Source organism: Acidobacteriota bacterium (assembly GCA_016196065.1).
In the GTDB taxonomy this organism is placed as follows: Bacteria; Acidobacteriota; Terriglobia; order Terriglobales; family Acidobacteriaceae; genus Acidiflorens.
This window is the reverse complement of record JACPYL010000010.1, coordinates 1,799,192-1,814,387: the sequence shown is the minus strand read 5'-3', so window position 1 is coordinate 1,814,387 and position 15,196 is coordinate 1,799,192. Positions and strand designations below refer to the sequence as shown.

Genomic DNA, 15,196 nt, shown 5'->3' with positions numbered 1-15,196 from the left:
GCCGGAGGAGAGGCAGCAGGCGGATGGCGAGTAGTTGCTTACAGGGAACGCAGGAAATCCAGAATCGCCTGCTTGTCCTGCGGCGACAAGCCGTTGAACTTCTGGACTACACCGTTTGCCTCCGACGCGGGAAATCCCTTGTAGCCGGCTGGCGAGTGATGAGCCTTGATCGTTTCAAGAAGATCACTGGTTCGACCATCATGAAGGAAGAAGATACGTTGGCCGACGCCCCACAGTGGCGTAGAACGAAATTCATCGGGACCGGCCTGTCCCTGCATGATGTCGTCCGCGAGTTTGCCGCCCATGTGATGCACCATCAGATCGGAGAACAGGTTGACAGGCCGATTCTGAAGAACAGGACTATTCATCACGGGTGCCGTTTGCATCTGTGACGTATGGCACAGGGAGCAACCGATTTGAGTGAAGACGTCGCGTCCATGCTGCGCGCTCGCGCTCGGGTTTGGGTCGGGAGCCGGCCCGTCTGTAAAGCGCATCAGCATCTGAAACTGGTTCCAGTCGGGCAAGATGTGCAGGGGATTGTTGAAATACTGATTGTTGTGCTCATCCGAGTCCGTTCGAACGACATCGTTCGGCTCCGGCTTGTTCGGACCCTGGCAATTGGGATCCTCTTCGGTCGCGGTCGGAAACGCTTCGTTGGTGATGCCCATTTCCACGTTGTAGGCTTCCCCGGCGAAGATCGTGATGGACTTGTTTTGCGCTTTCCATCCAAAACGCGTGATGGTGCCATCGTTGCCGCTGCGGTTCGGATGTCCGGTGATTCCGAGCGGCGCGCGCAGAGTTGCCGTCGCATCGTGTTGGGCGAGGATCTCGCGGTCCTGAATGGATTCAATCAGTCCCAGCCCGGTCATCTGCAGGGGAATGCGGAACGCAAGGTTGTGCGCTTTCGCTTCGGCGGCAAAGTCCGGTTGTGTCAGCGCGCAATTGGGGATGGTCGGGTCATTGGTGCTGCCCCGTACGGTCCAGAGCTGATGAACGCCACCGTCGCGCGTTCCGTCAGGATGATACTTGAAGCGCACTTCACGGATCGGACCGTACTGCGTTTCGAAGGCAGGAACTTTATTCTGCCGGCTGTAGCGATGAGGGACCAGTCGGAACTGCGGATTCTCCGCCTGCTGCGGAGTGGGATCGCCCGGATTGGGAACGATATATCCGCCCGACCCTCCCAGTTGCGGCTGCGCATGGCAAGCGAAGCATTGATCGGCGTTATGCCGCGCGCCAAGGCCATTCGAGTTGGTGTGAAATTGAGGGAACATCGGGTCAAGTTCTCCCAATCCTTCGACCGGCGATCCGTCGGTGACATCGGCGCAGTCATCGCAAGTGGACTCGAGTTGTCCAGCACGCAGAATCCCTTCTTCAAATGACACCCGTTCGTTCTCGTTAACGGTGGCGCCGGTCGTCGGGTTCGGACTCATGAGCGGCGGATGTGGAATTGGAATCCCTTGCTGCTGCAAGCCTCCTCCCGTGTTGGCGATCCCGCCTCGAACGCCGGGATCTTTCTGGGCGACTGCCCATGGAGTAATCAAAAGCGAGCAAGTCACTACCAGGTATCGGGTCAGCCTTCGGTTGATGTTCATAACGCCTCCAGTGGTGAAAGTCGAAGTAATCCGGGCCCTTTTCTATTTGAGTCTTGGTTCGGCATCGAACAGAATTGCCGCTTAATAACAACTGCGGAAATCGAGGGGAGAATCGGGTCAAAATATTTTCGATGAGCGCGCTTCGTGATGCCGCCATGGCATTGCTAACGAAGCGCGCTTTGACCTTCCCGGACTAGAAGTGACAGGAGAGAGCGCCCGGTTTGCTTACGTTGGAAACCTCAATCGAAGTAACTGCAGAGCTGACAATTCCGACTCCGCTGCCCGATTGGAAAATAAAGTTCATATAGGTGACGTCAGCGAAGTTGATGCCTTTGTCATCGAACTTCGACAGCGGTAACTCAACGCTGAACGAGCCTGGGTAGTAGCCAATATTGCAGCCACCCTGAGCCCATACGGTCCCTGTGAAGAGCTGAATGTTGAAGTTCAGGTTTTCGGTCAGCCCCAGAAAATTCAAGCGGATGAATCCGTTTGAGAAATACGGGCTGAGGTCCGCATGCATTGGTGCGCCGTTGCCGTACTGCATGTCAATCCGATGGCTGACGTAGAACGCTGGATTCTGCACAAACGCCGAGAGGTGATTCTTCACATCGGGGCGAAACTGGAATGTGGATATCTGGTTCAGCGGATTACTGGCAATGTTGATGGTGGTTGCACGGGTTCCGCCGATCAGATGGTTTGGATCCCCGGTTTGCGTCACCGTGTGAATTCCGCTCTTGTAGGAGAGAATCGCAGACTTTCCGGTAGTGAAGTCGTCGATATTCAAGTCCTGCGCAAGGGCGAAACGGGCGGTGCTGGCGAAAAAGGACATCGCCAGGATGGCGAACATGATTTGCTTTTTCATGGTGAATCCTCCTGAGAATGAGTCATGGCCAATCCGGATGTAGGGAACTGACCGCAGATCATCCAACCTCTCTGCCAGCCATCCATTTCTAGCCTTCACTTACAACTGCGGAAACAAATGGAAAAATCGGGTCACGGAGTTCGTAAATAGTTAGGAAAGCTCCCCCCGGGCGTAGAAAGCGGCAGAAGCGTTCTCGTTGACTAGACAGAGGAGCACAGTTATCTTTACGTAATCCCGCTTGGGCGTAACTTACTGTGAATCAACAACATTCCCATCCCGTGACAGAACTCCTCGTGCGTTGGCGCGCCGGGGACCAGGATGCTTTGGAATCGTTAGTTCCATTGGTTTATAAGGAGCTCCGCGATATCGCCCGAGCCCATCTCCGCCGCGAACGGCCCGGCCATACCCTGCAAAGTGCGGCATTGGTGAACGAGGCCTACCTGCGGCTGCTCGACCAGCGTCCGTTTGACAGCGAAAATCGAGCCCACTTCCTGGCGGTAGCGTCGCGCCTGATGCGGCAGATTCTGGTGGATCATGCCCGTGCCCACGGTGCGGCGAAACGCGGCGCTAACCAGCGCGTCGAACTCGACGTCTCGCTGGTTGTCCCTCAGATCCGGACCGCAGACGTCGTCGCCCTGGATGACGCGCTGAGTGCCCTTTTTCAGCTTGACGAGCAGCAGGGGCGCGTCGTTGAATTGCGTTTCTTCGGAGGTCTTGCAACGGAAGAGATCGCACAGGCCTTAGGCATTTCCGCCTCTACCGTCAAACGGGAGTGGAATGTGGCCAAGGCCTGGCTAACACGGGAGATGAAGAAAGGGAATCGTGGCGACGCCGGAGCAGTGGGAAAAAATTAAGGAGATCGTCGGCACTGCACTGGAACAAGAGCCGGCAAAGCGCCCAGCGTTTCTCGATGCGGCTTGCGCAGGGGACGTGGGCCTGCGCAACGAAGTCGAATCCCTGATCGCTGCCCACGCTGATGCGGACGGTCTTTCTGAAAATCCCTGGGCCGCAACCGTCGCTGATCCTGTCGGCGACACCAAGACGATTGGCCCCTACCGCCTGATTCATCGACTCGGCGTGGGTGGCATGGGACAAGTCTGGCTGGCTGAGCAGAGCGAACCGGTTCGGCGCCGCATTGCGCTGAAGTTGATCCGAGCCGGCGTCTATGACGAAGCTCTGGTCAAGCGCTTTCAGTCGGAACGGCAGTCGCTGGCGATCATGGAACATCCTGCGATTGCCAAAGTGTTCGATGCCGGTGCTACCCCCGAGGGTCAGCCCTATTTTGCAATGGAGTATGTCGATGGCCCGCCGATCACCGACTACTGCGATAAGAAGAAACTAGGAATCCGCGACCGGCTGAAGCTTTTCGCCCAGGTCTGTGAAGGCGTGCAGCACGCCCATCAGAAAGCGATCATCCATCGCGACCTGAAACCGTCCAACATTCTGATCACAGAAGTGGATGGCAAACCCACGCCGCGCATTATCGACTTCGGCCTAGCCAAGGCAACCATGACGCCGGTTCCGGGTGAAACGCTCTTTACGCAAGTGGGAGCATTTCTGGGGACGCCGGGTTATATGAGTCCCGAGCAGGCCGACCCGAACGTGCGCGATATCGACACGCGCACGGATGTGTATTCGCTGGGCGTGATTCTTTATGAACTGCTGACTGGCTCTCTTCCGTTCGATACGACCCAGTGGAAGGATCAGAGGCTGGATGAAGTGCTACGCCAGCTAAAGGAAACGGACCCGGAACGCCCCAGTGCGAAAGTTGGGCAGAACCGTGACACGTCCACTGCACACGCGGAAGCGCGAAGCACAGAACCCGGTCAGCTCGTCAGTTCTTTGCGCGGAGATCTTGACTGGATCACGTTGAGGGCTCTCGAAAAAGATCGCGATCGCAGATACGGAACGCCATCAGCGCTGTCCGGGGATGTTGAAAACTATCTCGAGAATCGTCCCGTTGAAGCGCGGCCGGCAAGCGCGACATATCGACTGCGCAAGTACATCCGGCGGCACGGAATCGCCGTAGCGGTGGCGACGGGATCGGCCGCCCTGCTGATTGCGTTTGCCGTCACCCAGTCAATTGAACTGCGACGCATTACCCGCGAGCGCGACCGAGCGGATCGCATCACCGAGTTCATGACCAACATGTTCAAGGTGTCGGACCCGAGCGAAGCACGCGGCAACAGCATTACGGCTCGCGAAATTCTCGACAAATCGTCGAAAGAAATTGACTCCGGCCTCGCCAAAGACCCTTTGCTGCAAGCTCAACTTACCGGTGCCATGGCACGGACCTATCAAGGCCTAGGGCTTTATCCGCGCGCCCATGCCCTCTACGAACGCGCGTTGGAAACCGATCGCAGGCTTCTTGGTGACGATGACCCCGCCACTCTAACGATGATGCGATTACTCGCATGGACGCTGATGCAGCAAGGCCACTACCCGGAAGCGGAGGTCTTGCTCAGAAAAGCTCTCGATGGCCAGCGTCGAGTTCTCGGAGCAAAACACCGGGAGACGTTAGCCTCAATGAACGCGTTGGGTTGGACGATCTCGCAGCAAGGGCACTACGCAGATGCCGACAGGCTTCTACGCGAGGCAGTCGAGACCGACAGGGAGGTTCTAGGCAAAGAAGATCACGAAACGCTTTCGTCGATGCATCATCTTGCCAGCAACCTGGGCAAACAAGGCCACGTCACGGAAGCAGGAAGGCTGAAGCGGGAACTGCTCGACACGGAACGTCGAGTACTTGGTCCTGAAAACCCTCTCGTCCTCGTCACTACCAACAACCTTGCGTTCAACCTGCATGAAGAAGGTAAGTACACCGAAGCGGAAGCCATGTATCGAGATTTACTGGAAGTGCAGCGCCGCGTGCTGGGCCCGGAACATCCCGAAACCCTCTGGACCATGCGCAACATGGGCGTAAATTTCGAATCGGAAGGCAATGTCGTCGAGGCAGAAAAACACTATCGCGACGCGCTCACACTGCAGCGTCGCGTACTGGGCAATGAACATCCGGACACGCAGTCGACCACGACCGACCTCGCGATATTGCTGCGTGAAGAGGGCCACTATGCGGAATCAGAGAGCCTGTTGCGCGGGGCGGTCGAAGTTCAGAGGAAAGCCCTCGGGCCGGAAAGTCCGACCACGCTCGACACCATTGGGAACCTTGGCCAGACTTTGCGCCAGGAAGGTCGTTACATCGAAGCCGAAACACTCCTGCGCGAGACGCTGGCTGTCGATCGGCGCGTCCTCGGACCCAGCAGTCCTACCACTCTGGAATCGATTGAGAACCTGGCAACCACTCTTCGAGTGCGCGGCCAGTGCGCGGAATCGGAAAAACTGTTTCGTGAGGCGCTCGACGCAGAAACTCGTGAGCGAGGTGCGGATAATCCTGGCACCCTGGAAGCCCTTACCGGTTTAGGCAGCACTCTGAGTTGCGAGCGGCGATATCCCGAAGCGGAAGCGATGTTGAAAGTCGCGATCGACCGCGCTGTCCAGAGTCAGGATCGGTCCCACCTTGCGATTCTGTGGTACGGCCTTGCCTGCGCGGCCGCAATCGAGGGGAAAAAGGAAGACGCAATCTCGCATCTCCGCCTGGCGATTGCGAATGGCAACACGGATACCCAACAGATGAGAGGCGATCCCGACCTGAAGGCTCTCCGGGGAGACGCGCGTCTTGAGACCCTGATAGCCGAAACACAGAAGCACCCGGTAACCACGGCACAAAAGGCTAACTAGATCGCGGGAGTGAATTACCGCCGAAGGCGAGGGTTGAAGTGGAAAAGCCGAAGCGGTGGCCAAGAATTAATGAGATTGTCGGCGCAGCGTTGGAACAGGAACCCGCGAATCGACCGTCGTTTGTCAGTCAAGCGTGCGGCCAGAACGCAGAGTTGCGCGCGGAAGTTGAGTCCTTGCTTGCCGCCTATGTCGATGCCGATGGGCTTTCCGGAAATCCCTGGGTCGCGACGACCGTAGCTGATCCGACGGGCGAAACCAAGACCATTGGGCCTTACCGCTTGATTCATCGCCTGGGGGTGGGTGGCATGGGACAGGTCTGGCTCGCGGAGCAAACCGAACCCGTGCGCCGCCGTGTTGCCCTGAAACTCATCCGCCCAGGTCTATACGACAGTGCCCTGGTGCAGCGCTTTCAATCCGAACAGCAATCCCTGGCCATCATGGAGCACCCAGCGATTGCGAAAGTATTTGACGCGGGCACCACGCCGGACGGGCAACCGTATTTTGCGATGGAGTATGTCGATGGCCCGCCGATCACGAACTACTGTGATCGCAAGAAACTCAGCATACGAGAGCGTCTGAAGTTGTTTGTTCAAGTCTGCGACGGCGTTCAGCATGCCCATCAGAAGGCGATCATCCATCGCGACTTGAAGCCTTCCAATATTTTAGTGACGGAAGTGGATGGCAAGCCGGCCTCGCGGATCATCGACTTTGGGCTAGCCAAAGCGACCGTCCCCCACGCAGCCGGTGAAACACTCTACACACACGTGGGAGGATTCGTGGGGACGCCGGGCTACATGAGTCCGGAACAAGCCGACCCGGCAATTCATGACATCGACACGCGGACGGATGTGTATTCGCTGGGAGTCGTGCTCTACGAGCTGCTCACGGGCCTTTTGCCCTTCGACACAAGCCAGTGGAAGACCCAGCGGCTCGATGAAGTGCTGCGGCAGTTGCGGGAGACGGATCCGAAGCGTCCGAGTACGAAGGTGGGAGAGAACCGTGACACGTCGACGGGACGGGCGGGCGCTCGCAGTACGGAACCCAGTCAACTCGCAGGTTTGCTGCGGGGAGACCTCGACTGGATCACACTGAAGACACTGGAAAAAGAGCGCGACCGGCGGTACGGTACGCCCTCAGCGTTGGCGGCGGATGTCGAAAACTATCTGGGCAATCGTCCGGTGGAAGCGCGGCCGGCCAGCAACTTCTATCGACTTCAAAAATATGTGCGCCGTCATGCCGTGGTTGTGGCAGTGACTTCGGGCGCCGCCGCGTTGTTGGTTGCCTTTGCCGTGATGCAGTCGATTGAGTTGCGGCGAATCACACGCGAACGCGATCGCGCGGATCGAATCACCGACTTCATGACCAACATGTTCGCGGTCTCGGATCCCAGCGAAGCACGCGGCAACAGTATTACGGCGCGCGAGATCCTCGACAAGTCAGCGAAGGAGATCGACTCCGGCCTGGCGAAAGATCCGGAGCTGAAGGCGCAGATGTTGCAGGTAATGGGATCGGTGTACGAAGGACTCGAACTGCACGCGCGGGCCGAGACTTTGTTGCTGCAAACGGTAGAAATTCAAAGGAGAGTTCTCGGTCCGGAACATCCGACGACGCTTGCATCTGCGAGGCAGTTAGCCTGGGCCATTTCCGAACAACACCGCTATGCCGAAGCCGAGACGATGGAACGGGACCTGGTGGGCGTCACGAGTCGTACGCTTGGACCGGATCACGCAATCACACTCGCAACTGAATCGGACTTGTCCCGAACCCTGGGATTAGCTGGCCGCTACGCGGAAGCCGAAGTCTTAGGCCGAAAAGTGTTCGAGCGACAGCAACGGGTTCTGGGACCGGACGATTCCGAGACGATTGAATCGCAGAGGCGTCTCGCGATTGTGCTCGTGCAACAAGGGCGTTCTGAAGAGTCAGACAAAATTCTCCACGCGAACTTGGCGATTCGACGGCGTGTCTTCGGTCCCGATGCCCCGAAAACCCTTGAAGTCATGGACGACCTGGCCTCTGTGCTCGTCGAAGAAGGTCAGTACCCTGAAGCCGAAAAGTTGTACTCGCAAACACTGGAAGCTGAGACTCGCGTGTTTGGGCCGGATGCTCAGCGGGTTTTGAATACTTTGCTCAACTCGGCGACGGTGTTGGAAGCGGAACATCGCTATCCGGAATCAGAGACGCTACAAAGGGAAGTGCTTGCGAAGTGTCGCCGGCTGTTGGGTCCTAATCATCCAACGACCGCCCTATCCCTCTACAACATTGCCGATGTCCTTTACGAAGAACATCGCTACGCGGAAGCGGTTGTTGCTCTTCAGGAATCGGTCGACATCCAACGCCGAGTATTCGGCCCCGCACATCCGGATACCGTCGATTCCGTCTATCATCTGGCTCGACTCTATGCCCTCACACGAAGGCCCCGCGAAGCGATTTCCTTCTTGCACGATGCGGTAAGTCACGGTCTCGACGAGGAGTCATTGGAAGATCTCAAGAAAGGTCCGGACTGGAAGACGCTTCGCGGCCAACCAGATTTCGAACCCTTGATTGGTGAGGCACAGAAACTTGCCAGCGCCAACGCGCCGAAGCCGCAATAACACCGTATTCCCACGCCGCATAGATGAGCACCAACGCAGTGCGGAAAAGTCAGCGTACAAATAGCAGTACTTTGGTGTTATCGGCAGGAAGCCAGTGTGACCGATAAAGAGGCGACACGTAATTGGGCCCGGACACGCGGACATGAATATCCTGATTGTCGATGACAGTAGATTCCTACAGCTCGGAATCCAAAAAGTCCTGCAACAGGTGGGGCACAGTACGATTCTGGCGGCGGACGGCGAACAGGCGATCAAACTGGCGGTCGACAAACGCCCGGATCTGATCTTGCTGGACATCATGCTTCCCGGCGTCCCGGGCACTTCGGTCCTGAAAACGCTGAAGCACAATGCAATCACCGCCGCGATTCCAGTCGTCGTCCTTACGGGCCTCACGCGTCTCGACGAGCCGAAACTAAGAAGCGAAGGGGCAGATGGATACATGAAGAAGACGGACCTGGATCTTCATGGGGGTGGACAAGCCCTGCTTCGTATCGTGAACAGCCTTGTCACCAAGCCCAGCGTTAGTACGGCCACTTAACGGGCAGTACGCTGACGAAAGCGGGCAACATTTGCCGCGTTCGAACTAGGCAACATTTGCCGCATCCGCCTGTCTACCCGTCAATACAGTTCCAAAATCGTTAAGCCCGCCTTCCAGATCAAAGCCACTGCTCTGCGTAAGTCCCTGTGCCTACGGGGTATCAGCAAAACTCACGAAGGAAAGGGCGGGACTCTGCGCGCTGATATTCCGAGTGGTACGCCAGTTGCTTTGTTATTCCCGACGCCGACTGCTTTAGAGATATCGGCACAAAAGGAGAACCAGCAATGCAAGTCAGCCAGGCATTCAACGCATTACACGTGTTGAACGATCAGCCCATCTTCCGGCCGCCCAGCGCTCAGAAAGATCCCTCGGTTGCGAACCTCGGCACCGGAATCGACGGCGGCCCAACCAAGAAAACGACCGTCCTAGCCCCACCCACTCTAGTCGAGGCCTCGTTCGGCGGATTGCTGCGCCGTTTGGGAGGACCGCTCCCACCAGTACACAAACCACCCGTTGAGGACATCATCCCGCTGGGCCCACCGGCGCAGACCGAGCAACTAGGAATCCGCGTCCACGATTACCGAGAGGCACTGAATGCGGCACACGCCGATCTTGTGTCGCAACTCAAGGTTGCGCAGGACAGCCTGAAGACAGCCAAGCAGTCCGGCGATCAGGATGCGATTACAGCCGCACAGAAGTCGATTGACGATCTCAACTTGCAGCTCAAGGATAACCGCGACAAACTGCTGACTGTCCACGATGCTGTGAAAGACCTGCGGGAGATGCGGCAGCAACTTGCGGCCGACGTGAAAGCTGGAAATGTCGATGCGATTCAGCAGGATCGTGATGCCATCACCCAACAGCGCGACGTGATCCTGGCAGACCTCCAAGCGTAGCTTCCTGGAGGTGGCGATCGGTTCTCCTGAAATGTGAAAGTCGCGAAAGTAGCGTCCTGCTAATTCGATCCGGATCCGTGCGGTTTATGGATCCGGATTTGTTCTAAGGCACCTTGCCGGCCGCGGCACTCTTGGTCCCGGGATCCTCTTCTGCAGGCGCTCCGCGTGCGATATGCTGCGCCCATTCCACTGCCTGCCACCAGGCTGTGCTCACCTTCTCCTGCGAAACGTGAAGTTGTTGCGTTAGCTGCCCGCATTGCTCCCATTCACCGCTTTCCTGTGCCAGCACGAGTTGGTAGAGCGGACGTAGACTGCTCGACTGGCCGGACAGGACAGCTTTCGTTTCATGGTCAACGGGCAATTGTTCGAGAATCGTCTCGATTGAAACTTCGAGAATCGCATCCATCAGCGACAGGAGTCCCAGCAGAAACAGGTCGCCTTCGCGGTTCAGGTGTTGCGACATGAGTTCACAGAAGCGCGCTCGTGTCAGAGCACAGATGACCAACTCAGGCGACTTATCGCTGCTCGCCGTCAAGGTAACAAGCAAACGAACCCAGCGCCGTAATTCGCGGTCACCTAGGATCGCCAGGGCATGGCGAATACTACGGATTTCATTGCGAAATCCGTAGGCTGGAGAATTCAGGTAACGCAGCAATCGGTAACACGCAGTAGCGTCTTGCTTAAAAACGGCTTCCAGGGCCTTCATGTCCAGGGTCGGGCGTGAAACCATTTCCAGCAAGCGAAGGAAGGTCAGGCGGTGTGCGGGCACGCTCTTGACGGCGACGACTTCAGGACGCTGAAAAAAGAAACCTTGAAATTGCGAAAATCCCATTGCGAACGCTTCGTTAAATTCTTGCGGAGTCTCTACCTTTTCGGCTAGCATTTCGCACTGGTCGCGGTTGCGGTCGACCAACGTCTGTCGCTCCGCAGCGGTCGTTTCACGCACGTCGACCTTGATGACGTCAGCTTCTGCGGCTAGTACAGCGCGGTGATCGTCGAGACCGAAATCGTCAAGCGCGATCTGGTACCCCTGCGACCGAAGACTTCGCAGTGCTTCGATCACTCGCTCGTCCGGCTCAACTGTTTCCAGGACCTCGACCACCGTTTGATTGGGTGGGAGCAAGGTTACGAGTTCCTTCAATAAGACCGCTGTTGTGCAATTGATAAACGCCAAGCGTCCATCGCACAGCGTATCCAGACCCAGCACCAACGAGGTATCGAGTGTGCTGCGAGTCGCGTGTTCTGTTTCGCCGCGGAAGAAGTTTTCGACTCCATCCCGAAAGAGCAATTCGTAGCCCACGACTTTTCGCGAACGGTCGAAGATCGGCTGGCGAGCGACGAACTGCTGCCAAAGTACGGGATTCGCCTTAGGGGTTGCGCTTGCAGACTGAGGGCTAGGATCCACACCCGCCTTTTCGGCACAATTCCCGCTAATCCTTAACCAGCCGTCGCCGCCAAATCCCGACACTTCCGGTGGCATATTAATGCCTTTGTATCTAAGCAAAATCGCAATTTGAGCCGATAAGAGGCTGCCTTGGTCCCTGGTTCCGGCCAGGGTGTAACGACCGTGGAACGGGAGTTCGATAGAAATGTTTGCCATCATTGGAATTCTGATTGTTTTCGGAGCGGTGGTCGGCGGGTTCTTGATGGAACACGGCCACCTGAAGGTCCTGCTTCAGCCGTCGGAGTTAGTCATCATCGCCGGAGCCGCTTTGGGTACGGTGCTCGTTGCCAACCCGCTGTACATTCTCAAAGGAATCGGGGGTGGCTTGGCAGGTGTGTTCGGATCATCACCGTTTTCCCAGTCTTACTATCTCGAATCGCTGAAGATGATGTATGAACTTCTGACCAAAGCGCGCAAAGATGGATTGGTGGCCTTGGAATCCGACATCGAGGACCCGGAGAAAAGCCAGCTCTTTTCTAAATATCCCGATTTTCTGAAGAACCATCACGTTCGAGATTTTGTGTGTGACACCCTACGGATGGTCATGACCGGAGGCGTTGAGGCATTCGACGTCGATCAGTTGCTCGATCTGGATATGGAAGTTCATCATCGCGACGCCCATGCCCCGGTGACAGCTCTTTCCACGACGGCGGACTCACTTCCTGGCTTAGGCATCGTCGCGGCAGTCCTGGGAGTGGTGATCACAATGGGCGCACTCGGCGGGCCGCCTGAAGAAATTGGACTGCATGTTGCCGCCGCGCTTGTGGGAACATTCCTCGGAATCCTGTTGTGCTATGGATTGGTGGGCCCCCTGGCAGCGAACATGGGCAAGCGCGCCGACGAGGAACATGCCTACCTCTACGTGCTTCGAGTCCTGATGGTCGCATTCGTGAAGGGAACTGCTCCCATCATGGCCGTGGAGGTCGCCCGGCGCGCGATTCCGGGACATGTCAGGCCTTCCTTCCAGGAACTGGAAAGCACCTGCCGTGGGAACGGTGCTGCAGCCGCCGCCACAGCTTCCGCATAGGTATTTATAAACATGGCACAGGCTCGACCCATCATCGTCATCAAGAAGAAGAGTGGCCACGGCGGACATCACGGTGGAGCGTGGAAGGTCGCCTATGCGGATTTTGTCACCGCCATGATGGCGCTCTTCATCGTTCTCTGGTTACTCAATAGCAGCAAACAGGTACAGGAAGCCGTTGGAGGATATTTCCGCGATCCTACCGGTACGGCGAAAAAAGTCGGCACGAACATGGCGGGTGCCGCCGAGAGTTTCGCGATCACCAAGGACAACATGCCGAAGTTGAAAGAGCAGCTGCAAAAGGCCATGAAGCAACTCTCCGACTTCGACAAGCTCAAGAATCAAATCGAAATGACCGTCACCTCCGAGGGTCTGCGCATCGAGCTGATGGAAACCGCTTCGGGTACATTTTTTGACAGCGGTAGCGCCACACCGAGTGGAGATGGCCGGGAACTGTTGTCTCTTCTAGCGGTGGAACTCGGGCAGTTGCCCAACAAGGTTTCCATCGAGGGGCACACCGACGCGAAGCCCTACTCGGGGAAGGTCAGCTATTCAAACTGGGAGCTATCCTCCGATCGCGCGAATGCAGCGCGCCGCCTGATGCAGACGAAGGGATTGGGCGCGGCACAGGTTTCCCAAGTACGTGGATACGCCGATCAAAGGCTGCGCATTCCAGCCAATCCGCTTGAGCCATCGAATCGCCGGATCTCCCTGATTGTCCAGTATCTTGCGAAGAACGACGATGACGCGCCGCCGGATCCTCCCCAAGCAACTACCCCAGCGGAAGCACCACCTGCTGTCCCGGCAGAGCACAAATAAATTGAAGGGACTCTATTGAGGCGTCGTACGGAGGGACGCAAGTTTCCTATGCGGCAAGTTCGAGTGGTAAGTCCCGAGCCAGTCTGGCTACATGGGAATAACGCTCGGCAAGCCTGCCGGAAGGGGATAACAGCGTTGGACACAGCACTGCGACTTTCAGTTTGCAATGCGTGGCCAGGCAACGCACTTTGAGTTGGAGCGCGGACTGCAAAATCTCTTCTCCCAATGCCGCAATGTTCGGGCTGGGGTGAGTCCGAACTCTCTGTCCGATTTGGACCAGGCCGCTGACGTTTCGCGAGAGGGCAGAGACGTAGAGAATCGCCGCCCGCAGGCGCAATCGCTGGATATCACGGAAATCCTTGCTAGATAGATGAAGGCGGAGAAATTCTTCTTCTTCCGGGTCAATCAGGTTCCGGAATGCTTCTAAATCTACTTCCGCAAGTGGTTCTACCGAACCGCCTTCAGCCGCAGAAATGTATCGGCTTCGCACCTGCAAAACCAGGAACAACAGGAACGCCACCGCTGCAAAAGTGAGTACAAGAATCGGAATCACAGTTGAGAGAACCTCGCCAGTTCTGCATTCCACCCGCGAATGTCAATGGGGTGGTACGCGTTTGGAACCTGGGCCGCCTTCTCCTGAACCAGAGCAAAGTAGAGCCATATTAAAACAGAAACATGAAACGCTACAGCCGAGATCGTGTTCGTGAAGCCGGAATTGACATCGACATAGTTGCGCAAAGCATGGAGAAGGGGATTGAGTCCAGTGACCAGTCCTAGTCCCAGCGCGATGCCGAATGACGCATTCTTCATCCAAATTCCCAGGAAGCGATGCCAAATGAAGACCACCACCAACAAGCCGCACTGCGCCGTGTCCACGATCTGTTCAATTACGTAAGGCTGAACGAATGCGGCGGTACGTTCTCCCATATAAAGGAGCGCGGTGAATGCAGAAGCAAAAACCACAAACAACACCGAGGCCAGTTGCAGAGGAAACGCGACGCTTTTTCGAAGTACGGGAGAATTAGCGAGAGGCGCTTCGAAAAGCTCTTTGATGATCCCAAAGTGCAGCGCAAGACTGCCGGTGCGACAAAACAAGTCCGTCTGGGTGTAAGTGGAAAGCGAGATGGAGTCCAGACGACCCATGGCGAACAACAAACAAAATTGGAAGAGTTCGAAAACAACATACGAGAAAAAGAACGGAAACTCCCGGTAGCGCCCATTCCGGAGCAGCACAATAATCACGCCAATCAACAGCGCGTGCGGGGCGATCCACAAATAAAGTGACAGTATGTGGCTCGAAATCATCTGCTTAAGCGCTACCCGAGGGAATGTATCATCCCAATCCGGTAGCGCTCAAGCAGGAAGTGAATCCGCTAGTTATTAACTGGCAGACAGACCTTCCGGTTGCAGGGCACGGGATTGCCATCGGCACGTAGTTGGGAAGGGACGACCGCCAGAGTTGTCAGTACAAGTAGAATTAGGGTAATCTTCGCCTTGAGAGTGTTCACGGTGTTGAGTCTCCTGAAAAGGGGTGGACTTAGTTCCCGCAGGATGAGGCATGACGCCCACTCTTACGTCAGGGAAATGCGAAAAAGCCGTTTACGGAAAACGTAAAGGAACGCAAAATGGCGTTGAAGTCAGCCTACGATGACCTGCTGGGAAGGACTCTCTCGAGGATTCAGGGAGCAT

At 56.5% G+C, this 15,196-nt stretch carries 12 protein-coding genes; 7 read left to right on the top strand and 5 right to left on the bottom strand.

Annotated elements, in window-relative coordinates; genetic code table 11:
• Window positions 1–38: 38 nt before the first annotated feature.
• Entirely contained in the window at window positions 39–1,595 is a 1,557-nt protein-coding gene (locus tag HY010_11010; protein ID MBI3476255.1) for a thiol oxidoreductase, read from the bottom strand.
• A gap of 193 nt (window positions 1,596–1,788) precedes the next feature.
• Window positions 1,789–2,457, bottom strand: coding sequence for a hypothetical protein (locus HY010_11005; GenBank protein ID MBI3476254.1), 669 nt, complete (start codon window positions 2,455–2,457; stop codon window positions 1,789–1,791).
• Window positions 2,458–2,711: 254 nt separating this feature from the next.
• Between HY010_11005 and HY010_11000 the strand changes: the two genes are divergently transcribed.
• From HY010_11000 to HY010_10980, 5 genes are all read left to right on the top strand, one after another.
• Window positions 2,712–3,311 (top strand): sigma-70 family RNA polymerase sigma factor, encoded by a 600-nt coding sequence (locus HY010_11000; protein ID MBI3476253.1) that lies wholly within the window; start codon window positions 2,712–2,714, stop codon window positions 3,309–3,311.
• On the top strand, window positions 3,280–6,195 hold the full coding sequence (locus HY010_10995) for a serine/threonine protein kinase (GenBank protein ID MBI3476252.1): 2,916 nt from the start codon (window positions 3,280–3,282) through the stop codon (window positions 6,193–6,195). Before HY010_11000 ends, HY010_10995 begins: the two co-directional genes overlap by 32 nt.
• Window positions 6,196–6,233: 38 nt before the next feature.
• The gene (locus tag HY010_10990) at window positions 6,234–8,786 is read left to right on the top strand and encodes a serine/threonine protein kinase (GenBank protein MBI3476251.1); all 2,553 of its coding nucleotides are present in this window, start codon (window positions 6,234–6,236) and stop codon (window positions 8,784–8,786) included.
• A 142-nt stretch (window positions 8,787–8,928) separates the two neighbouring features.
• Window positions 8,929–9,324, top strand: a complete 396-nt coding sequence (locus HY010_10985; GenBank protein MBI3476250.1) for a response regulator — start codon at window positions 8,929–8,931, stop codon at window positions 9,322–9,324.
• 284 nt (window positions 9,325–9,608) lie between these two features.
• A complete protein-coding gene (locus tag HY010_10980) occupies window positions 9,609–10,220 on the top strand; it encodes a hypothetical protein (GenBank protein MBI3476249.1) in 612 nt (203 codons plus the stop codon).
• 103 nt (window positions 10,221–10,323) lie between these two features.
• Here the strand turns inward: HY010_10980 and HY010_10975 are convergent, their stop codons facing one another.
• The gene (locus HY010_10975; GenBank protein MBI3476248.1) at window positions 10,324–11,625 is read right to left on the bottom strand and encodes an EAL domain-containing protein; all 1,302 of its coding nucleotides are present in this window, start codon (window positions 11,623–11,625) and stop codon (window positions 10,324–10,326) included.
• A gap of 184 nt (window positions 11,626–11,809) precedes the next feature.
• On the opposite strand from HY010_10975, the gene motA reads away from it, so the two are divergent.
• Both motA and HY010_10965 read left to right on the top strand, forming a co-directional pair.
• Window positions 11,810–12,691, top strand: a complete 882-nt coding sequence (gene motA / locus HY010_10970) for a flagellar motor stator protein MotA (protein MBI3476247.1) — start codon at window positions 11,810–11,812, stop codon at window positions 12,689–12,691.
• A 12-nt stretch (window positions 12,692–12,703) separates the two neighbouring features.
• Complete coding sequence (locus tag HY010_10965) at window positions 12,704–13,507, top strand: OmpA family protein (GenBank protein MBI3476246.1); 804 nt, start codon at window positions 12,704–12,706, stop codon at window positions 13,505–13,507.
• 46 nt (window positions 13,508–13,553) lie between these two features.
• Here HY010_10965 and HY010_10960 read toward each other — a convergent pair whose 3' ends face one another.
• Both HY010_10960 and HY010_10955 read right to left on the bottom strand, forming a co-directional pair.
• Window positions 13,554–14,060, bottom strand: coding sequence for a hypothetical protein (locus tag HY010_10960; GenBank protein MBI3476245.1), 507 nt, complete (start codon window positions 14,058–14,060; stop codon window positions 13,554–13,556).
• Window positions 14,057–14,812, bottom strand: coding sequence for a hypothetical protein (locus HY010_10955; GenBank protein ID MBI3476244.1), 756 nt, complete (start codon window positions 14,810–14,812; stop codon window positions 14,057–14,059). Before HY010_10955 ends, HY010_10960 begins: the two co-directional genes overlap by 4 nt.
• Window positions 14,813–15,196: the final 384 nt, after the last annotated feature.

Coding starts and splice junctions, on each gene's coding strand:
- HY010_10985 (MBI3476250.1), top strand. CDS start 8,929: ATGAATATCCTGATTGTCGATGACAGTAGATTCCTACAGCTCGGAATC.
- HY010_11005 (MBI3476254.1), bottom strand. CDS start 2,457: ATGAAAAAGCAAATCATGTTCGCCATCCTGGCGATGTCCTTTTTCGCC.
- HY010_10955 (MBI3476244.1), bottom strand. CDS start 14,812: ATGATTTCGAGCCACATACTGTCACTTTATTTGTGGATCGCCCCGCAC.
- motA (MBI3476247.1), top strand. CDS start 11,810: ATGTTTGCCATCATTGGAATTCTGATTGTTTTCGGAGCGGTGGTCGGC.
- HY010_11010 (MBI3476255.1), bottom strand. CDS start 1,595: ATGAACATCAACCGAAGGCTGACCCGATACCTGGTAGTGACTTGCTCG.
- HY010_10980 (MBI3476249.1), top strand. CDS start 9,609: ATGCAAGTCAGCCAGGCATTCAACGCATTACACGTGTTGAACGATCAG.
- HY010_10965 (MBI3476246.1), top strand. CDS start 12,704: ATGGCACAGGCTCGACCCATCATCGTCATCAAGAAGAAGAGTGGCCAC.